We start from the raw sequence: 25,899 nt of genomic DNA on the forward strand, positions 1-25,899 counted from the left end.
ATTTAAGGGCTGGTAACATCAGTGGAATGGTAAGGTTTGCAGGAAATATGACCAGCAAAGCCCTCTGGGCATGGGAGCACACCGCATGACCAAAGACCCAGCAAGCAAGAGCGGTGGCTTCGGATGTAGCATCGGCTGCGGAACGTTCATAGTAATCTGTCTGTTCGCCTCCCTGATCTTCGGTGTGAACGTGGATGAAATGCCTCACGCAGTTTACTACGTCGCTGTCTTGATTGCGGTTGTCGTTGCTGTTCTTGCATACCGGTACCAACGTGGATTGTACACAGACCTTGAGAAGGTCGATCTGCTCGATGACGAAGTGGAATTGTACAGGACACCGGCCACTTACTATGGTGGTCACAAGACGCAGGGTGAGAAGGCTGATGTCCAGTTGATACTGACATCAAAGCGAGTCATCGCGAGACCTCTCGGCGCACCCGTCTTTCTGATGTATGTTGACTTGACATCCGTTACGGATTTTGGAATGGACACGAAGGAAAGACTGACCGCAGCTCGAATGCTTCTCGTAGGTATTCTTGCGTTTGCTATGAAGAAGCAGGATAAATACTTGTGGATCAAATATACAGATCGAAATGGATTCGAGCAGAATCCGGTGTTCGGCAGTGATTTTCACCACCAGCTTTCGGAATTTCAGAGTAAGTTGTATAGCGCGATCGCAAATGCACGCGCCGAATGACGTATCTGGCTGCCAACAGGTCATGTGTATGTCGGAGTGCGATTGACACTGAGTCTACCCGGGGAGTGGATGAGTATTCACTGAGAGCGGGAAATTCAAGGCCAGCATCATGAAAGCTAATGATCTTGACTACGTTGTTGAGTCTGACGGTCTCCGGTTCGAACTTTCAGGCAAACCAATATTACTGCACAATCAGCACAGGTGGATATTGTCAATAATTCACTGGGCGCAGCAGCAAAACATTCTGTACCAGCCCTGTACAATAGTAAGTCTTGATGCGCATCGCGACTGGGCAGGGTATCGCAAGTACACCGGTACTGAATCCAGTCTCTGGAAGAAGATACTAAGTGAAGGAGTATCTCATCGGCAACTGCAGGAGTATCTGACGGATGACATAGATGACAATGGACAGTGGATAGTAACTGGTGCAGACTTCGGTCTAATAGACAATGCATTCTTGATTGGCGGACAGCTCGAACATGATGACGACAAAAGACCATTCTGGCATAGGAGTACCGATCACAATTCCTTGGATCGAGATCTGAGCTTGTTTCTAGCTGACTATAATGATGTCAGACATGAAGTGATTCCCCTTCGGATTTACGTCGAGGAAGAGCTCGGCGGCCAGTGCATTAATGTGTTGGCTGAGACCTTCGACTCTGATATCGAGAAAAGGAGATGGTTACTCTGTCGCGACCGGATCAAACAGATGAAGAGCTGTCAGTTTCTGGCCACAATAGACTTGGATTTCTTCATAGCCAAGTCCGACAGTAAGCACAGCGAGCTCTGGACAGAGCAAGCTCTAATCAGGTTTCTATCGATGGACCTAGGCGACAACGTTGGCAGAGAATCTATGACTATCGGTGACATGTTAAGGGAGGTTATTCACGAAGCGGCCTTAGTTGTGATCGCTGCGGAACCGAAATACACCGGTAGTCAAGCTAACATCCACACTGCCCTGCGATGGATAGAGAATCATCTAGGCTTGGCTCTTCCTCGCAGTTGGACTTCCTAGGCGATGTAGGTCAAAACCCCTGTGGTTCTGACATCTTCAATTCATTCGCCAAATTCCCCAGAAAGATATTCCGGCTCCCGCACACCCCAATCTGGCGCATAGTATCCTCTCTGGAGATAATCGTGAATCGATGAATGCGGCCAATCGAAAGGGCTTCTTACCAAACCATGCTTCACCGGATTGTAATGGATGTAATCAATGTGTCGATTCATGTCATTCTGATCGCGAATGATATGATCCCAGAATCGATACTGCCAGATTCGTCCGGAGACCATCCCGATGCGACCTCTCAGGCGTGTTGAATATGAGAGCTTGAGCCGGCACATTAGCGCAGATGGATTCTCCCTTTCTGCCAGCACAATCATGTGGAAGTGGTCGGGGAGGATCACCCACGCGATCGCCTCAAACGGACTGCGTTGCTGCGTAGATTCGATTGCTTCGCGGAAGAGATCGATATGTTTTGCGAGGAGGGGTTTGCGGTCGAGTGTGACATTTGTGAGAAACACAGGATTTCCCTCATTGAAATACCGACGTAAATTTGACATGCGATCAGATGAAGACGTCAAAACCACAGGTGTTTTGATATTATGAGAAGGCCGCTCGGCCAGGATATATTATCCTGACCGTGTAAACCCTTAGCAGAGGAGCGGCCATGTTGGATACATATCTTGGTATCGACGTACACAAGAAACTGTGTGTATACACAGAGCTTGATTCAAGGGGTAATGTAGTAAGTAGGGGGAAGTTCGGCAACAACATAAGTGAGGTGAGTGACTTTTCCGCGCGGGCAGGAATCCTTTCCTGCTCGGAATACATACAGGTCAGGAATCTCAGCATTGCATGCAGGCACTCCGCTCCCGCGCATCGTTCAAATTACCTCTTGAATTTGAAGTAGCGAGTCGGTACATTCCCGATCAAAGTTAGTATGCCGCAAATGGGCTGGTTTCAGTTCCTGAACCAACTGCACTCGTGAGGAAGAAGATGAAAGCCGGTAGAAGCCACGATCCTTCGAAGTTTGCTCTTGCAGTATTCGTAGCGCTGGTCATATTCTGTATTGCGCAGCTTTCATGGTGGATTGTCTTCCAGATTGAGCGCACAAGCGAAGTAACTCAGACTCAGCTCGAGTTGCTCAATCTCAGGATTGGTCAAGTCATAAACATAGCAAATAACGACTTCCTGAACTGTGTCAAGATCGCTGACGAGGCAGTGAGGCTCTCATCCGGGGACACCGAACTGCTGCAGAGCGAGCTTGACCGCCTCCTCTCCGATCCGGCAGTAATCGGTTATTCGATAACTGATTCAGGTGCAGCCCAACGATCTGGTGGTAGAATAGACTCGACCCTTCACGCTATAGTCTCCAATGGCTGCATCATCTACTTCGATGCCGAGTATCCCCGCCTTCTCTTCCCGAGTCAGCTTGCCGAGGATCTGGCTTTTTCGATTGAGGGCATCCATGACGGCAGCGAATCGACGTGGGTCGCATCCGATATGATTCAGGTGCCCGATGCCATTCAAGAGAGTCTCGACTCTGAAGCGCACCGTCGCATTATGATGTTCCTCTCGGAGGGCGGCTTCTTCCTGCTCTTGATTCTGTTCGGTGCGTATCTGATTTATCGCGCTCTGCAGCGATCGGAAGATCTAAAGTTCCGTCAGCAGCATTTTCTGCAGGCTGTCACTCACGAGTTTCGCGCACCGTTGACATCGCTGCGCCTTTATCTTGAAGCCCTTCAATCGGGAAATGTCGATGAGCAGCTCGCGGCGGAGCTGTTTCCCAAGATGCTCGATGATTGCGAGCGTCTCGATGGACTTATTGACAATGTTCTCGAAGCAGGTCACTTCGGAAAATCAGGCTACGAACTCAACCTTTCGGAGACTGACCTGTCTGACGATCTCAACGAATACCTCGATGGTCTCGAACCGCTGGTAACAAGACTTGATGGAAAGATGCACAGGAGTGTAGAAGAGAAGGTCACGGTGAAATCGGACTATCAGGCTCTGAGACGAGTAGTCCGGGCGCTGATCGACAATGCGCTCAGATACTCGCCGCCAGACAAACGCACAATTGAGGTCAGTTTGAAGAGGGTGGAAGAGTCTGCAGAGATACGCATTACCGATCATGGCATAGGAGTTTCTAAAGACGAACAAGCCAGGATATTTGATCGATTCTATCGTGTGAGCGACAATTATGCACGAGGCGTCAGCGGCACCGGTCTCGGTTTGTTCCTGGCACGAGAAATTATCGAGGCGCACGGAGGGAATATTGTGGTGCACTCGAAAGGGCAGGACCATGGGTCTGCATTCATCATTACACTGCCGTTGCAGGAAAAATGAAGAAGAGAATTCTAGTCGTCGAGGACGAAGAACACATTGCAGATGGCCTGAGAATCACTCTCGAGGCTGAAGGTTATGAGACTGTGGTCGCGGCCGACGGTAACGCTGCCCTGGAGTTATGGCGAAATGGAGCTTTTGACCTCATAATCCTCGATGTTATGCTTCCCGGCACAGATGGCCTCGAAATCTGCAAGACCATCCGCGGTAGCGGGGACAGGATTCCAATCCTGTTCCTTACGGCGCGAGACCGTGAGGACGATCGCATTGCCGGACTGCTGGCGGGTGCCGACGACTATCTCACAAAGCCTTTCAATCTGAAGGAGTTGCTGTTAAGAGTGGCTGCTATGTTCCGCAGGCAGGTCTGGTACGGCACATCAACACTCGACAGCGAGCGATATTCGTTTGCCGATTTCTGGATTGACTTCAAATCATATCGCGCAAAGGGTGTTTCAGGGGAGGAGGAGTTGTCGCAGAAGGAATGCATGATCATGAAATTCCTGGTCGAACATGCCGAAGAAGTTGTCACGCGCGACATGATCCTCGACGCCGTCTGGGGATACAATCTCTATCCATCGTCCCGCACTGTCGACAATTTCATTGTGCGACTGAGAAAACTTTTCGAAGAGAACCCCTCGCATCCGCGTTATCTCCACACTGTTCGAGGCGCGGGCTACAGATTCACACCATCGGGTGACACAGATAATCAGTAGTTGACTGGACATCATCACGGGAAGCAACTGATCGTGGCGATCTCAAATCCGAATGCACGCCGGAACTTTTTGTATGAAGTCTAAGTTTTTGTTGTCAACTGATATAGTAATCGCTGTAACTTGTACCGCGTGGTTCAACTGAGCGTGTCTCTCAATATCGTTTCCGGGATAATTCGAGTATGGACGGTCTGAAAGAGAATTTTGCGAGAATTTGGGAGCTTGACCCGAATCTGACCAGTAAGCTAATCGCTTCAGCGATTGTGGTAGTTATTCTGGTTATCATACATCTTGTCATTATCAGGGTACTCAATAGAAAAATCGAGGACATCCGCGTCCGCTATAACTGGCGCAAAACCACAACGTATGTTCTGGTTTTAGTCGGCATGTTGATTACAGGCAGAATTTGGTATTCCGGATTTCAGCCTCTGCTCACATACCTCGGTCTTCTCTCTGCCGGCATCGCGATTGCTTTACGTGATCCTCTGGTCAATCTTGCGGCTTGGCTTTTCATTGTCTGGCGACGTCCCTTCACGGTCGGCGACAGAATAGAGGTTGGAACATACAAAGGGGACGTGGTCGACCTGCGCATTTTCCAATTCACTCTTATGGAAATAGGCAACTGGGTCGACGGGGATCAGTCCACAGGCCGTGTGATCCGTATTCCCAATGGCAAAGTCTTCACCGAGATGCTCGCCAATTACAGCAAAGGCTTCCGATACATATGGGACGAGGTACCGGTGCTGGTAACTTTCGAGAGCAACTGGAAGAGGGCCAAGGAGATTCTGACTGAAATCGGAAAGAAACACGCCGAGCATTTGACAGAAACCGCCGCGAACAAGGTGCGAGAAGCCTCCTCTCGCATGATGATTTTCTACAAGACGCTTACGCCTACAGTTTATACATCTGTAAGAGATTACGGTGTACTGCTGACTATTCGTTATCTATGCAAACCGCGTGAACGGCGTGGCGCGCAGCATGCAATCTGGGAAGATATCCTGAACAAGTTCGCGGAGTGCAACGACATTGATTTCGCGTATCCAACGATGCGCCGCTACAACAATACTCAAGAGGGCAAACCGGGAGCTCGCGCGAGTCTTCCCGGCCTAACACCCGGCCAGCCTCAAATTCCTGACGAAGATTAGCGAGGTTTGACTATTGGAGCAGAACACGAAAGGGGAATTAGGTACATTTCTGGGTGTATACACGCCCACAATCCTCACCATTCTCGGCGTGATTATGTATCTGCGCTTTGGATGGATTGTGGGAAATCTCGGCTTAGTCAAGACACTGGTCATAGTTGTTGCAGCAAACTTGATCACTCTCGTGACAACTCTCTCTTTTTCCTCGATGGCAACAAACATGAGAGTCGGCGGTGGCGGGGCGTACTTCATCATCTCCCGCAGTCTCGGTCTCGGCATTGGCGCAGCAATCGGCATACCGTTGTTTCTATCGCAGGCAGTATCCATAACGCTTTACTCGTACGGTCTTGCTGAAGCACTGGGAATCATCTGGCCTGCAGTGTCGCTGCTTCCAGCGTGCATCATAATCATCCTCGTCGTGACAGCGGTCTCGTTGTATGGAGCGAGATTCGCGCTCAAAACGCAGGTGCCTTTGCTGATTCTGGTAGGCATTTCGCTTGTCGCGTTGGCCATAGGTGCCGCTACAATCATGAGATCAACAGAGGTTCCGATTGCTGTCGAACCAATGAGCAACATAGATTTCTGGTACGGCTTCGCAGTTTTCTTCCCGGCTGTTACGGGAGTCATGGCAGGTCTCAGCTTGTCAGGTGATCTCAAGAACCCCACCAAAGCGATTCCGTTCGGTGCAATTGCCGCGACTCTTACCGGCTTCGCCGTTTACATGATAATACCGATACTCCTGTTCTTTTCCGCCACTGCGGAACAATTGCAGACCGATGCTCTAATATGGCTCAAGATCGCTCCGTTCAGTGTTTTTCTGATCCTTCCCGGTCTATGGGGAGCTATCCTTTCATCAGCGGTAGGATCCGTGCTGGGTGCGCCTCGCACACTGCAGGCCATTGTCAGAGATCAGGTTTCAAAACAGAGTGTGCGATCATTCGTATCAGGCAATGCGGGAATCAGAGTCGCGCTACTTCTCTCAGCCTCAATCGCAATAGCTTCGGTCTTTCTCGGTGACCTCAATGCGGTGGCTCAGGTAGTCACGATGTTCTTTCTCACCGTCTACGGCACGATCAACATTGTCGCCGGTCTGGAATCCCTCAGCGGTGATCCATCATGGCGACCCAGGTTCCGGATTCCATGGTTTGTCAACATCGCCTGCGGTCTGGCTTGCTTGTGGGTGATGTTTCTTATCAGTCCTCTCGCGAGCGTAGTTGCGATTGCGATAGAGATCTTCCTCTGGCTCTTCTTTGCAAGAAGAGAGCAGAGAGCGACATGGGGAGATGCAAGACGTGGCCTGTATGAAGCAGTTCTGCGCTGGGCGCTCATCAGGCTGTCCAGACGCTCCATGAGCGCGCGAAATTGGCGTCCGCACGTGCTGGTTTTTGTGGATGACGCACGGAAGAAACTCGATCTTATTAAGTTTGCTTCATGGTTCAGCCAGAATCGCGGCGTGGTCACTGTCTGTGAGTTGGTCGTAGGCGATCTTCTGCAAGAAAGTATCGACACCGAAAGCAGGCAACAAACGACGACCGAGCTCATGCTATCTGAAGACCTTACCGTGTTTGTAGAGGTCGACGTGGTCGACAATGTTGTTCATGGCATCGTGGACGTTTCGCAAGCGAACGGTATTGCCGGTTTCGCGAGCAATACGATCGTACTCGGCTGGCCAAAAGACCCAAATCGTCTCGCGGAGTTCATTGTGACTGCGAGGCGGCTGGAAAGAATTCAGAAATCGGTGATTATCGGGAAAATCAATCCTCAGCACATATTCCCGATCAGGAAAGCCTCCCGGGAGATTCATGTCTGGTGGGGCGGTTTGAAACAGAACGGCGATCTCATGCTTCTGCTGGCATACCTGCTAACCCGCAATCCAGAGTGGCGAGGGACAGAGCTCAAAATCATGTGCGCCGCCTCCAATGAGTTTTCCCAGCAGAACACTGTTCGATATCTGGAGTCACTGCTTAAGCAGATTCGAATCGATGCGGAGTGCGATGTTTTCATCCGACCTGAAGGTGTCAAGATAGGTCAATTGATTCAGGAACGCAGTGCAGATGCTGACGCTGTGTTTCTCGGCCTGGCTGTCCCGGAGCCGGGAGAGGAACTGAACTACGCCCACCGTCTCGAAGGCATCTGCGGCGACCTCCCTGTAGTCTTCTTCGTCAAGAATTCCTGCGTATTCGTGGGAGAATTGCTCGAACCTGACGAACTCGAACCGGAGTAGCCTCATATTAGAATGACAGGAATGCCCCCGCCCCGGATAACCTCATTGCATACCGCCTGAGCAACTTCCCTCTTGACAAGCAGACCGTATTATCTATACTTTCTCGTAGATTGTTCTTAGTCGCATAATTAGTAACAGCACATTTCTAATATCTATCGGAGGTTGCCATGAAACGCGAAGCCCTGCGTAATTTCAGGACACTTGCTGTCATGTCATTAGTGACAGTGGTGTTGCTGCTGACTGTGCCCGTAATGGCGCAGGACATTGGATATCCCGACACGGTTCGATACAGCCCACAACAGTCTACATGGACACTTGATACTTACGGAGAAACACATTCAATCGAGCTATGGACGCGGTGCGATGACATCAATGTATTCGGAGCTACACTCGGATTCAGGCTGACAACCAGCACCGGCGGCGGCACCGGACATGATGATTCACTGATTGTCGTCGACACATTCCTGTTCTCTATGAGTGCAGACTTTCTTATGTGCAACCTGAGCGCACTCGATTCTGCCAGCCTGCCTCAGTCAGTTCACAGTCAGTTCAACGGATGCATGCTGGATATTGTAAACGTTTTCAGCGGTCCGCTCTTCTTTCCGCCCGGCAATACCACCAAAATCGGTACTATGAAGATCAGGTCCCTCAATCCAACACAACTTCCACAGCAATTTGATATAACAGTAGATTCAACCTGGTTTCCACCTAATACCGAGTTCGTCTTCGCACCGTCCCCCGGAACTCCCTTTCCACCTCAGTTTACCGGTGCGACCGTCCATGTCGATAACATTCTCGGCGGCACCGATCCGGTCATTCAACTCGACCCAACCACAATCGAGTTCATAGCCACCGAAGGCGAAGGCAATCCCCCGACTCAGGTGGTCAATATATCCAACGCTGGCACGGGATTACTCCAGTGGACAGCAGGTGATGATGCTCCATGGCTGGTGTTATCGCCTACCTCAGGTATGGGCGACGGTTCAATAACGCTTCACGCATATACCTACGGATACACTCCTGGAACATACTTGGCGATGATGACGGTTGCGGCGTATGCCGAAAATAGCCCACAATATGTGACCGTATCACTGACAATCAACGAAGCGATCCCGGTTATAGAGCTTGATAAGTCGAGCATGTATTTTAGTGGAATCACGCTTGGTCCCAACCCAGCCACTCAGACGTTCTCTATAACAAACGTCGGTGACGGCACTCTCGACTGGGCCGCTACCGACGACGCAACATGGCTGACTTGTGATCCCTCTTCCGCAGTGGGTGATCGGACGGTTACAGTAGAGATCGATAAAACCGGGCTATCTGCCGGGATACACACTGCGACAATCAGTGTCGAAGATCCTTCAGCGTCGAACTCCCCTCAGGAGATCGCAGTGACATTAGAGCTTCTTGATACGCCACCGGTGATAGCAGTCGACAAGAGCTTCCTGTTTTTCGAGAAAGTGATTGGCGAGCCCGATCCGTCTGCACAGACACTAACGATCTCGAACGTCGGCGGACAATCCCTCGATTGGACAGCCACCAAGACCAACCTTTGGGTCGTGTTGAGTGCCAGTTCCGGCATCGCACCATCGACTATCAATGTCAGTGTCACCATCACGCCGACAACGACGGATTATTACTTTGATACGATCATGGTGAGTGGTGATGCGTTGAATTCGCCGGAAATGACGATTATCTGTCTCTATGTTAATCAAGGGCCGTTCGATTGGGGAGACGCCGATTGTTCGGGCGCGGTCGACATCGACGATGTCGTATATATGATCGCATACATTTTCGCAGGCGGCCCGCCCCCCGGCGACCCGGATGATAATGGCATACAAGATTGCTCATAAGAGCATAGTTCGCTTCGCAATGGTCGGTGTACATTCATGTGCACCGACCGTTGTTGGCACACTTGGAGCGTTGGTCGATTCCACGTTCATCGCTCGCGTCTCACCCAAGGCTGTCGACCTGCAACTGCGCCTCGGCGCAGTTGATTTCCCTTGGAATATTCGGGGCAATCCGTTATAGAGATAGTAGGCAGGTTGATCCTTAATTGTGTGCGGGCAACACGGTTGTCCGCACGGGCTTGCCGGGACTTGAAAGGGAGGAACAGATGAGACAGTTCATCATCACATCTATTCTCGTAATCTCTGTGAGTGTGCTTGCACTCGCGGATGATTACATCCGCATCGACTCCGACTCGGTCGGCGCCGGTACGACAGCGAATCTCGATTTCTACATCACTCGCCAGTGCGTGGTGGAGGGCTACCCGGATCTGCCAGGCGCTTCGAATGGCTTTTCACTAACCGCTACCGGCGGCGCGACATTTACGTACGACAGCTTGATTAAGCATCACGACACGGATTGGTTCACCATGACTGGTCTTTTGTTCAATCACACTTTCACAGGCGGGGAAGACACCTATGCGACCTTCCTCGCTGGTGGTCTTGCGGTGTTTACTGGCGGTATTCCAATCGTCACAGAAGAGCCCTACTTCACAGTCAGGCTCGATATTGGCACCGATCCCGGAGCTATCTACATCGATTCAGCTTTCTTCCCGCCCGCCGGCCCCTGGAAATGGTCTGAATTAACTTGTGGCGGGGGATCTACTGGGAACCGCCCCGGCTTCCTTGACAAGAACTTCAATCCCGGAAGCCCGTTCATGATTACGGTCTATCAGACAACCTGCCAGCCGCCGGTGATCACCAACAAGCCGCCGAACGACACACTGGTGGCAGATAATTGCAACGCATTGACATATCAGTTTCAAGCCGATCCTGGTGGCGTTGGCGGCAATGGCTCGATCTATTGGGAGCTGTTGGGGGGTGGTGGGTTCGCCGACATTGACAGCCTCACCGGGCTTTTTACATTCCAATCGGATCAGGCGTTCGACTACGGAATGCAAGTACAGGTAGTTAATGACTGCTCTCCACCGCAGGCGGACACCTATTTCTTTACCGTCCGAGCAGAGACGGCGAAAGAGGTAGTGAAAAAGGAACGCGATGGATTGCCGACGCTTCCGTGGGTACGGTCAAACTATGTTTTTGGACCTGCTGAAGCGGAAAGCGTTGGTGTTTGGATAGAAACGAACGGCTCAACCGCAGAGTTGGAGGCAATGGGTATCAGACTTGGAAATCCCCGCCGTACGAACCTATATACAGCGACTCTCAGCGTCGAGGAGTTAATCGAAGTCAAAAAACTAAAGTCCGTAATTAAGATCTCGCTGATGCGTCGAGGGGGCGATGTTGAATGGGCACTCGACATTCAATCGTCGCCGCAATCGCCGGACTTGGACACAAGCACAGCATATTTCTTTGCTGATTCAGCGAGGGCACTGTATGGAGTGGATGGCACCGGTGTACTGATAGGCGTCATTGACCGGGAGTGCGACCCGTTGAACGAAGATTTCTTTTTCGGTTCAAATGATTCAAAGGTGCTTTACTTCTGGGACCAGGATGGAAGCGGTGGCGACGCTTCCTCGGTGCCATATGGGTGCGAATGGACAAAATCAGATTTTGACATCGGCAACTACTCGCAAGTCGACACGACACTGGGTAGCACGCAGGCCTGGGGCCATGGCACTCTTGTTGCCGGTATCGCGGCGGGGAGCGGTCGCAGTTCTGCTCCTCCGCCCCACTTCGTCGGTGTTGCTCCTGGTGCAAATCTGATACTTGTGTCACTACCAAGCTCTAGTCAAACGGCGGACACGAACTACTTAAATGCACTTGAGTACATCGTGTCTAAAGCCGCAGATGAATCGATGCCCTGCATCGTGAACATGTCAGTCGGGAGAAATCTTGATGGTCCGCGTGATGGCTCCTCGTACCTTGAATTGGAGATTTCCGATATCCTCTGGGATGCTCCCTATCTCACCGATCATGCCTTCCTGTGCGCTGCCTCAGCTGGCAATAAAGGTTGGGACGGTCTCAATCCCGAAGTGCGCCACAATTACGATGGATGGGCCGATCATCGATCTCACGCACACGGCATCGGCGCTGGTTCGTTCAAGCTCGATGTTCCCACCTCAAACACAAATCCCATCACTTCCGACTCGATAGAATACTTCAATGTCGCGATCTGGTACGACGGCCTTTTCTGCTCAATCAGAGTTTGTTCACCGACGGACACGACAGACTGGGTACCGAAGGGAGGATCGCAATCGTCGGTTTGCGGAGACGACTATCAACGAGACTATTTTCGCGACGGCCTCGGGCACTTCACCTTAGAAAACGAGATTTGGAATCATGCTGGGGTATATGATCCGTATCCAGGAAGGGCGTCACATTTCTGCAGACTCTCATTTGGAGATGGAATATCTGCTTTCACGGGCACCCCATACCACATTCCGGCTGGAAAGTGGACTGTGGAGTTGTCCGGCTATCCGGGCGAGTGGGACGCCTATATTTATGATTCCAGGACAACGGTCGCCCCGCTTTGCGTTCAGGTCGATAGCTCCGATTACGATGTCACACGCACCATCACCGAGCCTGCCTGCGTTCCGGAGGTGATCACGGTTGCATCCGTGAATACGAAATGCGCATGGACAAGCTGCTACACGGGCCGGGAGCCTGCATCTTCATCCATGTTTGATAGCTCAGGGTATGATCTGGGAGACATAAGTTTCTTCTCGTCCCGAGGGCCATCTCGACTCAACGGCGGCTCTCCAGCCAAGCCTGAGGCATTTGCGCCGGGAGCGTGGATTGCGTCGACTGAGCACAACAATGTCTTCTATCCAGGCTGGCAATACGCTGATGACTACGCGCATGTGCACGCACAGGGAACCAGCGTTTCTTCACCGCACGTGGCGGGCGCAATTGCTCTTGCGCTGGAGGCGGACTCCACACTCACCTCCGACAGCGTGCGGACGATCCTGGCGCGCCTGCCGACCGTGGACGGGAGTTGCTTCAATGTTGTGGACTTCATGCAACAGGTCGCTTCGCCTGAGTGCATTCCGGGCGATGCCAACGCCAGCGACGCAGTGGACATCGACGATATCATATACTTAATTGCCTATATATTCACTGGGGGACCGGCCCCGGTGCCGCTTGTGTGTTGTGCCGATTCGGACGGGAGTTGTAGCGTTGACTTGGATGATGTGGTTTACACGATTGCCTATGTCTTTACTGGCGGGCCACAACCGGTTCCGTCGTGCTATACATGTCCGTAGTCAGCAAAGTTGCAATCTGGAGCGATTCGCTATACATGCTTCTAACAAACTGAAATGAACTAAACAGCACTCTTCATGGCGGGCAGGAATCCTTTCCTGCCCGCTACGCTTCGCTGTCGGGATTCCCATCCTCACAGCGCGCCTGCCTCCTGGTCACCAGTTTTTGTGACTTTTTTCTCCATCTGTGACACTCCCATGACAAACAAATCAAATCTTGTAGTATGTTCTCCCGCAAGATGCCGACAACAATGTCAGGGAGAGAAACAGCTTGAGTGAATTAGGGATAATTGGCACCTCGATCTGGCAACAGAACATGCCGCTCCTGGAATGCCTCACAGTCAATCGGGACGACACACGCGATGTCCTGCCACGACTTAAGGCCGCGCTTGATCTTGAGGAACTCGTCTATATCGCCACCTGCAACCGGGTCGAATTCATCTATTTGACCTCCGGCGAAGGGGAATGGCGCGGAGCCAATCTGCTGCACCGATTGATAGACTTTTTCTTCGTCGGAAGCCGCAAAACGAGCTTCTTCCCCAACGATTTTTATCATTACACAGGCCGCGAAGCTGTCACGCATATCTTTCGGACGACTTCCTCCCTCGATTCGCTCGTAATCGGCGAAACCCAAATCGCCGGTCAGGTAAAGACCGCTCATCAGGAGGCTGCCGAGTCCGGTCTATGCGGCCCAGCTCTCGAAAAGCTAATCAGTGAGGCGTTGAATGTGGCGCGAAAAGTCAAGAGAGAAACATCGATTGGCGAAGGCGCGCTATCGATGGCGTCGCTTGCTACTTACGAACTTCAGGAAGCGCTCGGATCAGAAGAGAATCCGCTGATCGCGCTGATCGGTTCCGATGCTATGCGCACCAAGATCGCGAAGTATATCAACGGTTCGCTCGGTGGCAATCTCGTATTCGTGAACCGTACTATTGAACGCGCAAAAATACTCGCCGAACAGTTTGGCGGCACGGCGATGACTCTCGATGATTTTCGGGAGAATCCGGGTCCGGTTCAAGCGGTGGTGTCATCGACAGCCGCGACAGAGCCGGTTTTCGATTCGGCATTTCTCGACAAGCTCAATCATCTCGGTTCGCCAGTAGTCTGCATCGACTTGGCTGTGCCGCGAGATTTCTCGATCGATTTCAACGATAGCGGCCTGGTGAAACTGATCGACATCCCGATGCTGAAATCGAAAGGGAAGGGTTCGTTGCGCAACAAATTTGTAGAGGCGAGCAAAGCCAACGAGATCGTGCGATCCTCGGTGAATCAATTTCTGTCGAGTCAGATAGAGACATCGATAAAGCCGATTTTCTACAACAGCTACAAAGAGGCGCTTCAACTGGCTGAGAAGGCTCTCGACGATCTGTTCGACAAGAGGGCAAAGGCGCTCGGTCGTGAGGAGCGGATGGCTGTCACTCGCCTTGTGACAAAACTAATCGGCCATTCATCATTCCAGCCGGCGAAGATGCTCTCCAACTTCCTTGTCGAAGTTCAGTCCGATCTCAGTTTCGGCGAGTTATTCCCGCAACCGAGGAAGGCGAAGCATAAGAAAGCCGTATGATTTTCTGCAGTTGTAGGTCAGGATCCCTGCCTGTCTCAAGCGGAGCGAGGAGCAGGTCCGAACGTAAGTAAGGAGATCCTGACACAATGCTTATTGAAATACCCCAAACCGCGTCACTGCGAGCGAAGCGTGGCAATCTCAGCATATTCTGCGTGGGCAGGAATCCTTTCCTGCACGATTCACGTAGCTGTCAGGAAAGGATTCCTGACAGCGGTGGGCTATGTTGCTGGATACCGATTTTCGGGCTTTTCGCTCGCAGTGACATCATTTAGGGTTTTTCAACATGCCCTTTCATCGGTATGACAGCGCTTCGCGCTGTACTTGGGGTGTGTGCGCGGTAGATCCTTCGGGACTCAGGAGGCCTGTCCACATCTGCCCGAATGCATGCATTCGGGAACGCACAGACAATATCGCCTGTTCAGATGCAATACACGATTGGGATTGACAGATAGAGCTGATAACTATACTTAGAGAGCAGGATCACAGAACCAGAGGCTCAAACACGGAATGAGACATGTCAAGCACGGAAAAATCTGAGAGATTGTTGGAGTTATCGAAGAAGGTAATGCCGGGAGGTGTCAACTCTCCCGTGCGAGCATTCAAATCGGTTGGAGGCATTCCGCGCTTCATCGAACGTGGCGAAGGTGCATATCTGGTCGATGTCGACGGTAATCGTTATCTCGACTTCTGTTGCTCATGGGGACCACTCATTCTCGGCCACGCCGACGCTGATGTTGTCGCGGCAGTCAAACAGCAAGTCGACAAGGGAATGACCTACGGCGCATCGACCGAGCTCGAATGCCAAATGGCGGAGTTCATTGTCGGGAGCATCGACGCTGTCGAGAAAGTCAGATTCGTCTCGTCAGGCACCGAAGCCGTGATGTCTGCGATTCGTCTCGCGCGAGGATTCACCAGGCGTGATCTGATTCTCAAATTCGACGGCTGCTATCACGGACACAGTGACCACCTGCTGGTCAGCGCCGGATCGGGGCTGGTTACTTTCGGACAGCCATCATCGGCAGGCGTTCCCGATGCGATGACCGGACAGACTGCGGTTCTGCCTCTCGATGACGATGCGGCACTCGAAAAGTTTTTCGCGGAGCATGGTGACAGGCTGGCGGCTGCGATCATCGAGGGAATTCCCGCGAACAACGGACTGCTGGTGCAGCGACACGATTTCGTGCGGCTTCTGCGATCACTCACCGAAAAACATGGCGCGCTGATGATATTTGACGAAGTCATCACCGGCTTCCGCGTTGGAGTGGGGGGCGCGGCGGCATATTACGGTATAAGCCCCGATCTGCTGACATACGGCAAAATTATCGGTGGCGGCATGCCGGTTGGTGCATTTGGCGGTCGTGCCGATGTCATGAATTTGCTTTCGCCAGATGGCCCGGTCTATCAGGCGGGGACGCTGTCGGGAAACCCGGTTGCTATGGTTGCAGGCTTGACTACATTGAAGAAGCTTGCCGACGGTCGCATACACAGCAAACTTGAGCAGAAGAATAGAAAGTTTGTAAGTGAAGTTACGTCACAGCTTGACAGCAGCGCGATAAACATTGCCGGTGTGGCATCCATGTTCTGGATTGTCTTTCAGCGCGACCTGCCGCGATCAGCCGAAGCTATCAGCAAAGATGGAATATCTCACTACAATCGCATGCACAGCAAAGTTCTCGACAGCGGACTCTATATGCCACCATCAGGTTACGAAGTCTGCTTCATATCTGCTGCTCACACCGATGAGATGCTGACGGACGCCGCCGCCAAACTTGCATCGCTAATCAGAGAGGAAGCTCACGAGTGGTCATAGAGAATAGCAGTTTTATCCGAGCCTGTTACGGACGTAATGATGGTAGAATCCCTATCTGGATAATGCGTCAGGCAGGAAGGTATCTGCCGGAGTATCGCAGTGTCCGTAAGAAAGTCTCCTTTCTTGAGTTATGCCGCTCGCCTGAGCTTATTGCCGAGGTGGTTCGCCAACCGATAGAGAGATTCGATCTTGATGCCGCAATTCTATTCTCTGATATTCTGACTCCGTTCGAACCGATGGGAGTCAAGGTCGATTTCCCGGAGGGTGGACCACAGCTTGAATTCACTATCAACGAGCCCAAAGATGTAAAAAGACTTTCCGATTTTGATATTGAGAAAGAACTCTCGTTCGTGTTCGATGGCATACGCGAGATAAAGAAGATCCTCGCCGGAAAGCCGTTGATCGGCTTTGCCGGATCGCCATTTACGCTGGCCTCCTATTTGATCGAGGGGCAGGCATCGAAGAATTTCAACAACGCAAAGAAATTCATTTATCAGCACCCTAAAGCAGCAGAGGAAATGCTAGAGCTGCTCACCGATGTGGTCGCACGTTATCTTGAAGCGCAGATCGACGCAGGCGCCGATGTTGTGCAGGTCTTCGATAGCTGGGGGGGCATACTGTCGAATGACGACTATCTGCGGTGGTCAGCAAGACCGGTCGAAAAGATATTCAGTCAGCTTGCCAACAAGAAAGTCCCGCGAATACTATTCGTCAACAATCTCGCACCGTACATAGATATTGTCAGAGATATCGATTGCGAGGTTGTGGGGGTTGACTATCGCATGGAAATCTCCGACGCCGCGAAGTCTCTGCCGGGGAAATCAGTGCAGGGGAATCTCGATCCTTCCGTGCTGTTCGGCACCACGGAAAACGTCGTCAGGCAGACTAAACGTATCATTGACAGCATCAAGAATCCGAATCGATTGATATTTAATCTGGGTCACGGAATCCTGCCGGAGACACCGATCGAAGCAGTCCAGGCACTCGTCGATACAGTCCACAACTATCGTTAGTGCGTGTCGGTCAGATTTCCGTAGCAAAGCCTATCTTCCTGCTTCCTATATACCGTTTTTCGGGCGTGTTGAAAAAGTCACTGACCGCGGAACGTGGTCATCGCGAGGAGCGAAGCGACGTGGCGATCTTTTTCCTCTGCGCTGTCAGGAACCCCTTCCTGACAGCTGAATAAATCGGGCAGGAAAGGATTCCTGCCCGCGCATAATACGACGACATTGCCACGCTTCGCTCGCTATGACATCATTTAGGGTTTTTCAACAAGCCCTTTCAACGGTTTGACATAGCTCTGCGCTTTCTATTTCAGAAGCAGGGCAGAATCCCGTAGCGAAGCGGAGCGGCAAGCCCTGAGCTTCGAAGGGTTCTGCCTGTTCACTACTCGATTCCGAATTCTTCAAGCTTGCGGTAAAGGGAAGAGAGACCTATCCCGAGGATTTTCGCGGCGAGTCTCTTGTCATTGTCGCAGTGTGTAAGAGTCTTTAAGATCAGATCCTTCTCGAAACTCTTCACAGCGGTCTTGTACTCCGTCGTTCGATTCTGCTCCGGAACATTTAGAGTGATATCATCGGGGAGATTCTGCAGTTGAATCTCCTCATCGTTGCACATCACGACTGCGCGTTCCACCACATTCCGCAACTCGCGAATATTGCCCGGCCATCTGTGATTTTCCAGAGCGGTCATCGCTACCAGCGAGAAACTTCGAACAGGCGAGACGATTCGTTCAGTTGTTTCTTTCAGGAAAAACTCTGCAAGTTCCGGAATGTCGCCCGTTCTGCGGCGCAACGGAGGAACAGCGATCTCGATGATGTTCAGCCTGAAGAAAAGCTCCTCGCGGAAAGTCCCCTCGGCAACCTGCTCTCGCAAGTCCTTCGCACAGGCTGAGACGATCGTAAGATCGATAGACACCGGTTTGGTCTTTCCGATTGGAGTGATTTCGCGCTCCTCGATAGCCCGGAGAAGTTTTGCCTGCATCGGCAATGGCAGATATGCGATCTCGTCAAGAAACAGAGTACCTTTGTGCGCGGACTCGAAAACGCCCTTTGTTTCAGCAATAGCACCCGTGAATGCTCCTGCGGAATGTCCGAAAAACTCAGATTCAAGCAACTGCTCCGGAATTGCCGCGCAGTTGACAGCGATGAATGGATGACTCTTGCGATTAGATTCGAAATGAAGTGCTTTTGCGACAAGCTCCTTGCCGGTGCCACTCTCACCGATTATCAACGCATGAGAATCGGCCCTGGCAACTCGCTTGATCAACTCTTTCAGCCCCTGCACTTGTATGCTGCTTCCGATTATCTTATCGATAGCAAACTGCTCAGCTGCCGCAGTCTTTGCGGAGGCTGTTGTCCCGTCTGGACGATTCGACATGATCCGTTCAATTTTCTGTTGGATATCCTCGAATACAATCGGCTTCAATACATAATCCTGCGCGCCCGACTTGATTGCCTCTACAGCCGTTTCGACCGTTCCGAATGAAGTGAACATGATGACATCGATGTCGCGGTAGTCCGACCGCAGATGCTCAAGAAGCTCCATGCCGCCCATGTTTGGCATTTTGATATCTGAGATAACGACGTCAATCTTCCTTGTCTTGAGCTTCATGAGAGCGTCCCTGCCGTCAGCGGCGGTTGTCACGCTCATTCCGACAGTTCGCAAGTACTCAGCGAGCGGTTCCCGAACGTCCTGTTCGTCTTCGACAATCATGACCCTTGCGGATTTGATGCTCAATGCGACCTCTTTCTCGGCAGTTTGATCAAAAAGGTGGCGCCTTCACCGGGCCTGCTTCTCGCCGTAATCTCTCCCCCCATGTCGGTGATAATTCTATAAGTGACAGACAAACCGAGGCCGGTACCCTTGCCGACCGGTTTGGTTGAGTAGAACGGCTCGAATATCTGCTTGGCATCATTGGTTCTGATCCCTTCGCCGTTGTCGGTTACGGAAATCACGACCTCTCTGTCGCTATCGGTGGACTCGACTAGCACACTCAGACTTGGGTGCTGCACGTCTTCCATTGCATCGAACGCATTTATGATAACGTTCATAATCGCTTGTACAAGTTGATCGCGGCGAACCTCCAGCATAATCCGAGCGGGTGGATAGTTGAATTTGATGGAGACATTCTTAGCTCTGGCATCAAAACTCGCAATTTCGATCGCCCCTCTTACAATTTCGATAATGTCGGTGGCGATCATTCTCTCGTCAGGAACCCGTGCAAAATCCGAGAGGTTGCGCACAATCTTTCTGATTCTGTCTATATGATAAGTAATGAGATCGAGATTGTGCGATTGTTTTTCGGGGTCACTGATCTTTTGTGTTATCTGAACGAGTGACGATATGGCCGCAAGTGGATTGCCAACTTCATGCGCGACACCTGCTGCAAGCTGCCCGATCGATGCAAGTCGCTCATGGCGTTCCTGATTCTGCATCATCTGCCGCTGTTCGGTGATATCGGCCAGCATCACCAGCAGGGATTCATCCGTCTCACCGCTTACCATCAACGCGCTGACCTCGAAGTATCGTGGATCGTCGCCACCGGCGTTCACGAGCTCTACTCCCGAAGCAACCTCGCTTGAGCTGAGAGCTCGACGGACCGCTTCGCCGCGAAATATCTGGCGTAACAGCTCGAAATCATCAACCGCTCGATTGAGCAGCGCATCGCAGTTTGATCCAACCAGTTTGCAGAACTGTCTATTCGCAAAACGAATCTGTCCTGATTTTGTTAGTCCAAGAAGCCCCTGAGGCGAATGCTCCAGAATGAATTGGAGCTTGTTCTTCTCTTCTTCCAGCGCACTCTGTGACTCCCTCAGAGATTGAGTGCGTTCTTCGACCCGAAGTTCCAGGTCCTCATAGAGCCGCTCCAGTTGGCCTGCAGTCTCATCGATTTGATATCCGATGAAACCCGTAAGATCACTTCTGGGATTTGAGGGTACTCTCGAGAAATCTCCTCCGGCGATCCGCTTGAGCCTCCCAGCGATCGCTACCAACGGCTTGTATGCAACAAGGCGCAGGAGGAAATAGACCGAAACCGACACTACCACGAGGAGAAACCCAAATATCATTAAATGATTGACGCGAGTGGCGAGAATGTCTTTGTCGAGCTGTGCCAGCGAGAAATCCACAACGAGTGTGCCGCGTCGTTTCGATTCATCCAGATGACACAGCGCACATCGCGGCTGGTTCTCGATCGGCTTCACAAAATGATAAGTTCGAACTCCTTCATCAGAAAGGTAAATCAATTCACGTTCTTCGGGTCTGGAGACGAGCGCGTGGCAGGACTTGCAGTCCGGGATTGACAGGAGATGAAGCTTCTTCCCGAGCTCCGCTGAGTCCTTTGAGAATACGACAGTGGTGTCGAGAGAGACCATACGGAGCGCATTGAAGATTGTGTCCTGTCCTATCTTTTCGAGATATGCCTGCGCACGCTCCTTCTTGTTGCCTGATTCATCCAGCATGATCGATTCAAAGACGTCTGTGATCGTTTCCACCTGCCGATCCATCTCCAGTCGCTTCTGTTCAGAATATCGTCTATCGATAATAAACCCGGCTGCGAGAAGTATGATGACAAACAGGGATGAAATGGCGACCACTGCCTTGAGAAGCAGTCTGTAGGTAAGCTTCTTCTCGTCGGAGAATACTGCCGATTGTCTCTGGCTGGGTGTCAGGTTTTCAGGTTCACTCATATCAGCTTATTTGGCATTCATTCTGTTTTGGAAAATCCCCTCGGATTCTGATTGCGACAAAATACGTCACCTATTTACATCTTTTTCGGGGAAATGCAACAGCATTCATACTGTTTGTCGGGCACTTATGCAACTCCATAGACAAAACATACCATATATCCATGTTTCTACCATAGAATGGCCTTTTTCGCAGGATGTTCCTTCAAATCAGGATTATTGCGGATTGCTCCGGAGCTCACATCCGGCGTGTGACGGTGTGTGGTTTGCAATCTATGTGATTAGAATCTCAGTGTGAAGGCAGTCTCGTTGCCGGGAGTCGATTTGACGCTGATGCCCCCTTTGTGTAATCGCATAACTTGTCGTGAGATAGATAACCCGATACCTGAACCATCCTTCCGCGTCGTAAAGAATGGCGTGAAAATCTTGTCAATGACTTCGCTGTCGATTCCAGGACCATTATCAGCAACAGTGATGACCGCCCTGCCGCGACTGTCCAGGCCGGATCTCAGTTCAATAGAGGGATTCTGTTTGTCGGCGAGTGCATGGATTGAGTTCAGCACGAGGTTGATAAGCACTTGCTCGATCAGTTCCGGGTCTGCCCTAAGCTGGATGTTTGGAGACTCGATCTTGATTTTCAGGTCAATACTATGAGACTCCGATTGCTCAGCCATCAGTTGACCAACTCTTCTGAGTAAGTCCGACACAGAAACCAACTGAATGTTGGGTTTGGGGATGCGAGCCAGACTTCTATATGCTGCAACAAAGCGCAGCAGCCCTCTGCTTCGCTTCTCGATCGTTGTGGCAGCATCCTGGATATCATTTCGAGCATCCTCAGATAGTTCAGATTCGGCGGATTCTGTACCCGATCTCTTGACAATATCATCGATTGTCGAAGCCAGTGAAGCAATCGGTGTGACGGAATTCATTATCTCGTGCGTCAGAACTCGAATCAGCTTCTGCCAAGCTTCCATCTCCTGCTCGGAAAGTTCACTCTCGATATTCTGCATGGACACGAGTCTCATCGTCTGATTGTGAAGCCTGAATTCGGTAGCATAAATGCTCAGACGAAGCGTTTCGGTTGGAAGCTCGATTTTCACCAGAGCCTTATCCCCCGATCTCAATTCATGCAGAGTCTTTGCAAGCTTCTCAGAGACAGCTTTCAGATTGCTGATGTTCCGCAGGCTCGGCAGGCCGAAAAGTCGCCTCGCTGCGTTGTTGATCAGGTCGACATTGCCATCTTTGTCATAGGACATGATTCCGAGACCGATGTGTTGGACAACTGTCTGGAGATAGCGATACTGCTCTTCCTTCTCCGTGCGGGCTTTCTGAAACTCGGCGATTACACTCGAAAAAGCCTCGTTCAGCTCCTCGAAAGACTTGCCCTTGGCACTCCTGGAGAAACTCTGTGAAAAATCTGAATACTTGATGGACAGTAGAAATCGAGTCAATCCACGATTTGTCTCTTCTATATAGTGGATAAGTGACATAATCTGCAATACGATGGCAACACCGACAATCAGGCTCGTGGCATAGAGTGTGGTTTCTGTCAGGAGATAGATGATCAGGTAGATCGAAGCCGCCAGAAAGATCACCCTCGTGACGCAGACTGCGCGAAAAAGTCTATAAGTCATGTTTTCGCATTCTTCTGTAGAGAGATGTTCTCGTCAGACCCAGTTCCTTGGCTGCGTGGGAAACATTTCCGTCATGCTTAATCATAGCGTTCCTGATAACTTCCCGCTCCACTTCCTCAAGGTTGGAACTGTCGAACGCATGGTTCTTCCCCCTCGTTTCCCTGGATGCAAGGAAGAAATCTCCCGGCCCCAGGGTGTTGGAGTCACTCATAATTACTGCTCGTTCAACAGCATGCTGCAGCTCGCGCACATTTCCGGGCCAGTCGTATTTCTCAAGTCGTTTCAACGCGCTGACCAGGACTCTCGACCTGCTCTTGCCATACTTCTTGCAGAATATCTCAAGAAAATGCTCGACCAGCAAATGGATATCTTCGCCCCGCTGTCTCAGCGGGGGGATTCTAATCTCGACAGTGTTAATCCTGTAGAGAAGATCCTGCCGAAATCGATCCTCCGCTACCATGCTGTGGATAGGCAAGTTGGTCGCACAGACCAGTCGGATATCTATCGGAATGCTTGCATTCGAGCCGATCCGCGTAACCTGACGATTCTGCAGAACCGATAGAAGTTTTGCCTGCAGCGGAAGCGGGAGATTCCCGATTTCGTCGAGGAAAAGCGTGCCTCCGGATGCTATCTCGAAACGTCCGGATCGATCCTCCCTTGCATCGGTGAATGCGCCCTTCTTGTGGCCGAAGAGTTCACTTTCGAAGAGAGTCTCTGTAATTGCTCCCATGTCGACCGATATGAAGACTTCATTTGCACGTTTTGACTGCCTGTGAATCTCCCGCGCGACCAGCTCTTTTCCGGTGCCATTCTCCCCAAGAATAAGCACATTGGCATCGGTGCCCGCGATCTTCTCGATCGTTGTGAACACTTCTTGCATGACCGATGAGGAGGCTATAAAATCGCTGAACTTTCGGTCAATGTCGTCGGATAGCATTTTCTCGCGAGTCTTCAGGCTCGCTACCTGAGTGCGCAGGCGTTTCAAGTCCAGGCCGGCAGATATCGTCGCCAGTAGCTTCTCATTCTGCCACGGCTTCAGCACGAAATCAGTCGCGCCTTCTTTGATCGCCCGGACCGCCATCTCAACATCACCGTAAGCTGTGATCAGTATCACAACAGCGGAGGGATCTACTTGAAGAATCTGCTCCAGCCAGTGAAAACCCTCCCGACCGCTGCTGACATCATCAGAGAAGTTCATATCGAGCAATATAAGCGAGTAGTCTCTGGCAGTAAGGAGGTCTGGAATCCTGGATGGATCGGTTTCGGTGTGGACTTCCTTAAGATGCTGCTTCAGAAAGATGCGTGCTGCCTGAAGGACATCCTCGTCATCATCCACAACCAGTATTCGGGCATCAATCTCAGTCACGAGTTTTGAAATCCTCCTCGCTCACTCTCGAATATCCGCAATGTAGATTCCGCCTATATGTAATGAAAGGGAAATCTCTTCAATCCTGTACGAAAACGAACACTATTTGTTGCAGAATCGGACACTGTTTTCGAGCTTGTGAGATATAACATATTGTCATACTGCATCTTACAATTGTAGGCATTCGTATTGCTTATACCATAGTATAGACAGAAATCCGTAATCGAAAAGGAATTGGTCACTTGGATGGATAGACCTATTCAAAAGAAGAAATGGCCCCCCAAAAGGATCGCGCTGTTTTCAGTCACTGGCCTGATTGTATTCCTTCTTGTCTATGTGTTCTATTCGACGAGCGGAAGCTCGACGTTGAAGATCGATTCCCAGAAGATCACCATCTCTGAGGTTATTTCCGGAAAGTTTCAGGAGTATATCCCGATCAACGGCACAGTCATGCCGATCAGCACATTCTATCTCGACGCCTCTGAAGGGGGAAGAGTCGAGCAGACATACCTTGAGGAAGGTTCATTTGTAAATGCGGGCGACAGTATTATGCGGCTTGACAATACCGATCTTCACCTCGATATAATGTATCGCGAGGCACAACTCTTCGAGCAGATCAACAATCTTAGAAATACGAGACTGGCAATAGAGCAGAACAGTCTGACTCTGCGCGGTCAGCTTGTAGAGATCGAGTATCAAATCCAGAAATCAAAAAGGCGGTTCGATCAGTCAGTCGGTCTGAAAGAGAAGAATCTGATTTCTGAAGATGAATTCGAGCAGGCGAGAGATGATTTTGAATACTGGACCAGCAGGCGAGACCTCACATTCGAGACCCAGAGACAGGATTCCATCCTGCGTGCAATTCAGATAAGCCAGCTTGAAGTTTCTGTCGAAAGGATGCAGGCGAATCTTGAAGTTGTAAAAAGCAAACTCGACAATCTTGTTCTCAGAGCACCGGTCGCCGGACAGCTCACTTCGCTGATCGCAGAAATCGGAGAATCGAAATCGCGGGGCGAACGACTCGGTCAGATTGACATACTCGATGGATTCAAAATCCGAGCCGCTGTCGATGAATACTACATCTCGCGAATCAGCAAGGGACAGGAAGGCACAGTCAAGATAGCCAGCGAAGAATATGATCTGATAATCAGAAAAGTCTATCCCGAAGTCAGAGAGGGGCGTTTCCAAATCGACATGGAATTCAACGGGCCGGAACCGGATGGAATTCGCAGGGGACAGACCGTTCAAATCAGGCTTGCCCTCGGCGACTTAGCCGACGCCGTGATGCTTGCAAGAGGAGGTTTCTACCAGAAGACCGGCGGCAACTGGGTTTACGTGGTCGATAAGTCGGGAAGATTCGCGACTAAGAGAAACATATCACTCGGCATGTACAACCCGCAGGTCTACCAGGTGCTGGAACATCTGGAGCCGGGAGAGAAAGTCATCACATCATCCTACGATAACTTTGGAGATTATGATAAGCTGATATTCAAAGACCAATAGTATACGCCGTCGCCTATCTATGCAAGGCGACCGAATCTGAAAGATACTAAT

18 protein-coding genes are annotated in these 25,899 nt (G+C 51.1%); 13 read left to right on the top strand and 5 right to left on the bottom strand.

Features of this window, described 5'->3' with window-relative positions; all coding sequences use genetic code 11:
• The first annotated feature begins 85 nt into the window (after positions 1–85).
• Positions 86–697 (top strand): hypothetical protein, encoded by a 612-nt coding sequence (locus KKH67_03580; GenBank protein ID MBU1318258.1) that lies wholly within the window; start codon positions 86–88, stop codon positions 695–697.
• A 109-nt stretch (positions 698–806) separates the two neighbouring features.
• Positions 807–1,712, top strand: coding sequence for a hypothetical protein (locus tag KKH67_03585; GenBank protein MBU1318259.1), 906 nt, complete (start codon positions 807–809; stop codon positions 1,710–1,712).
• A gap of 41 nt (positions 1,713–1,753) precedes the next feature.
• Here the strand turns inward: KKH67_03585 and KKH67_03590 are convergent, their stop codons facing one another.
• Positions 1,754–2,218 (bottom strand): transposase, encoded by a 465-nt coding sequence (locus tag KKH67_03590; protein MBU1318260.1) that lies wholly within the window; start codon positions 2,216–2,218, stop codon positions 1,754–1,756.
• A 475-nt stretch (positions 2,219–2,693) separates the two neighbouring features.
• On the opposite strand from KKH67_03590, the gene KKH67_03595 reads away from it, so the two are divergent.
• The 10 genes from KKH67_03595 (at position 2,694) to hemE (ending at position 17,670) form a co-directional block, all read left to right on the top strand.
• The gene (locus KKH67_03595) at positions 2,694–4,043 is read left to right on the top strand and encodes a HAMP domain-containing histidine kinase (protein ID MBU1318261.1); all 1,350 of its coding nucleotides are present in this window, start codon (positions 2,694–2,696) and stop codon (positions 4,041–4,043) included.
• The gene (locus tag KKH67_03600; protein ID MBU1318262.1) at positions 4,040–4,753 is read left to right on the top strand and encodes a response regulator transcription factor; all 714 of its coding nucleotides are present in this window, start codon (positions 4,040–4,042) and stop codon (positions 4,751–4,753) included. Before KKH67_03595 ends, KKH67_03600 begins: the two co-directional genes overlap by 4 nt.
• A gap of 179 nt (positions 4,754–4,932) precedes the next feature.
• Complete coding sequence (locus KKH67_03605; GenBank protein MBU1318263.1) at positions 4,933–5,895, top strand: mechanosensitive ion channel family protein; 963 nt, start codon at positions 4,933–4,935, stop codon at positions 5,893–5,895.
• Between the two features lie 13 nt (positions 5,896–5,908).
• Positions 5,909–8,116 carry a Na-K-Cl cotransporter gene (locus KKH67_03610; GenBank protein ID MBU1318264.1) on the top strand — a complete coding sequence of 736 codons (2,208 nt, stop codon included), beginning with the start codon at positions 5,909–5,911 and terminating at the stop codon, positions 8,114–8,116.
• Positions 8,117–8,283: 167 nt separating this feature from the next.
• Positions 8,284–9,969: a hypothetical protein gene (locus KKH67_03615; GenBank protein MBU1318265.1), complete on the top strand. Its 1,686-nt coding sequence runs from the start codon at positions 8,284–8,286 to the stop codon at positions 9,967–9,969.
• Positions 9,947–10,147, top strand: coding sequence for a hypothetical protein (locus KKH67_03620; protein ID MBU1318266.1), 201 nt, complete (start codon positions 9,947–9,949; stop codon positions 10,145–10,147). Before KKH67_03615 ends, KKH67_03620 begins: the two co-directional genes overlap by 23 nt.
• Before the next feature lie 85 nt (positions 10,148–10,232).
• Positions 10,233–13,286: a S8 family serine peptidase gene (locus KKH67_03625; GenBank protein MBU1318267.1), complete on the top strand. Its 3,054-nt coding sequence runs from the start codon at positions 10,233–10,235 to the stop codon at positions 13,284–13,286.
• A 268-nt stretch (positions 13,287–13,554) separates the two neighbouring features.
• The gene (hemA, locus tag KKH67_03630; GenBank protein MBU1318268.1) at positions 13,555–14,847 is read left to right on the top strand and encodes a glutamyl-tRNA reductase; all 1,293 of its coding nucleotides are present in this window, start codon (positions 13,555–13,557) and stop codon (positions 14,845–14,847) included.
• 514 nt (positions 14,848–15,361) lie between these two features.
• Positions 15,362–16,657 carry a glutamate-1-semialdehyde 2,1-aminomutase gene (gene hemL, locus KKH67_03635; GenBank protein MBU1318269.1) on the top strand — a complete coding sequence of 432 codons (1,296 nt, stop codon included), beginning with the start codon at positions 15,362–15,364 and terminating at the stop codon, positions 16,655–16,657.
• Complete coding sequence (gene hemE / locus KKH67_03640) at positions 16,648–17,670, top strand: uroporphyrinogen decarboxylase (protein MBU1318270.1); 1,023 nt, start codon at positions 16,648–16,650, stop codon at positions 17,668–17,670. The genes hemL and hemE overlap by 10 nt, the downstream gene beginning before the upstream one ends.
• A 373-nt stretch (positions 17,671–18,043) precedes the next feature.
• On the opposite strand, the gene KKH67_03645 is transcribed toward hemE, so the two are convergent.
• The 4 genes from KKH67_03645 to KKH67_03660 form a co-directional block, all read right to left on the bottom strand.
• A complete protein-coding gene (locus KKH67_03645; protein ID MBU1318271.1) occupies positions 18,044–19,396 on the bottom strand; it encodes a sigma-54 dependent transcriptional regulator in 1,353 nt (450 codons plus the stop codon).
• The gene (locus tag KKH67_03650) at positions 19,393–21,348 is read right to left on the bottom strand and encodes a PAS domain-containing protein (GenBank protein ID MBU1318272.1); all 1,956 of its coding nucleotides are present in this window, start codon (positions 21,346–21,348) and stop codon (positions 19,393–19,395) included. Before KKH67_03650 ends, KKH67_03645 begins: the two co-directional genes overlap by 4 nt.
• A 278-nt stretch (positions 21,349–21,626) precedes the next feature.
• On the bottom strand, positions 21,627–22,979 hold the full coding sequence (locus KKH67_03655; GenBank protein MBU1318273.1) for an ATP-binding protein: 1,353 nt from the start codon (positions 22,977–22,979) through the stop codon (positions 21,627–21,629).
• The gene (locus KKH67_03660) at positions 22,969–24,345 is read right to left on the bottom strand and encodes a sigma-54 dependent transcriptional regulator (GenBank protein MBU1318274.1); all 1,377 of its coding nucleotides are present in this window, start codon (positions 24,343–24,345) and stop codon (positions 22,969–22,971) included. Before KKH67_03660 ends, KKH67_03655 begins: the two co-directional genes overlap by 11 nt.
• A 246-nt stretch (positions 24,346–24,591) precedes the next feature.
• Here KKH67_03660 and KKH67_03665 point away from each other — a divergent pair, with 246 nt between their 5' ends.
• Positions 24,592–25,848: an HlyD family efflux transporter periplasmic adaptor subunit gene (locus KKH67_03665; GenBank protein ID MBU1318275.1), complete on the top strand. Its 1,257-nt coding sequence runs from the start codon at positions 24,592–24,594 to the stop codon at positions 25,846–25,848.
• The last annotated feature ends 51 nt before the right edge of the window (positions 25,849–25,899 follow it).

It is taken from the genome of Candidatus Zixiibacteriota bacterium (assembly GCA_018820315.1).
Taxonomy (GTDB): domain Bacteria; phylum Zixibacteria; class MSB-5A5; order JAABVY01; family JAHJOQ01; genus JAHJOQ01.

Bases quoted from the DNA above. Each gene is read 5' to 3' on its own strand.
- KKH67_03585 (MBU1318259.1), top strand. From the start codon at position 807: ATGAAAGCTAATGATCTTGACTACGTTGTTGAGTCTGACGGTCTCCGG.
- hemL (MBU1318269.1), top strand. From the start codon at position 15,362: ATGTCAAGCACGGAAAAATCTGAGAGATTGTTGGAGTTATCGAAGAAG.
- KKH67_03655 (MBU1318273.1), bottom strand. From the start codon at position 22,979: ATGACTTATAGACTTTTTCGCGCAGTCTGCGTCACGAGGGTGATCTTT.
- KKH67_03650 (MBU1318272.1), bottom strand. From the start codon at position 21,348: ATGAGTGAACCTGAAAACCTGACACCCAGCCAGAGACAATCGGCAGTA.
- KKH67_03595 (MBU1318261.1), top strand. From the start codon at position 2,694: ATGAAAGCCGGTAGAAGCCACGATCCTTCGAAGTTTGCTCTTGCAGTA.
- KKH67_03580 (MBU1318258.1), top strand. From the start codon at position 86: ATGACCAAAGACCCAGCAAGCAAGAGCGGTGGCTTCGGATGTAGCATC.
- KKH67_03605 (MBU1318263.1), top strand. From the start codon at position 4,933: ATGGACGGTCTGAAAGAGAATTTTGCGAGAATTTGGGAGCTTGACCCG.
- KKH67_03625 (MBU1318267.1), top strand. From the start codon at position 10,233: ATGAGACAGTTCATCATCACATCTATTCTCGTAATCTCTGTGAGTGTG.
- KKH67_03665 (MBU1318275.1), top strand. From the start codon at position 24,592: ATGGATAGACCTATTCAAAAGAAGAAATGGCCCCCCAAAAGGATCGCG.
- KKH67_03620 (MBU1318266.1), top strand. From the start codon at position 9,947: ATGGCATACAAGATTGCTCATAAGAGCATAGTTCGCTTCGCAATGGTC.
- KKH67_03615 (MBU1318265.1), top strand. From the start codon at position 8,284: ATGAAACGCGAAGCCCTGCGTAATTTCAGGACACTTGCTGTCATGTCA.
- KKH67_03600 (MBU1318262.1), top strand. From the start codon at position 4,040: ATGAAGAAGAGAATTCTAGTCGTCGAGGACGAAGAACACATTGCAGAT.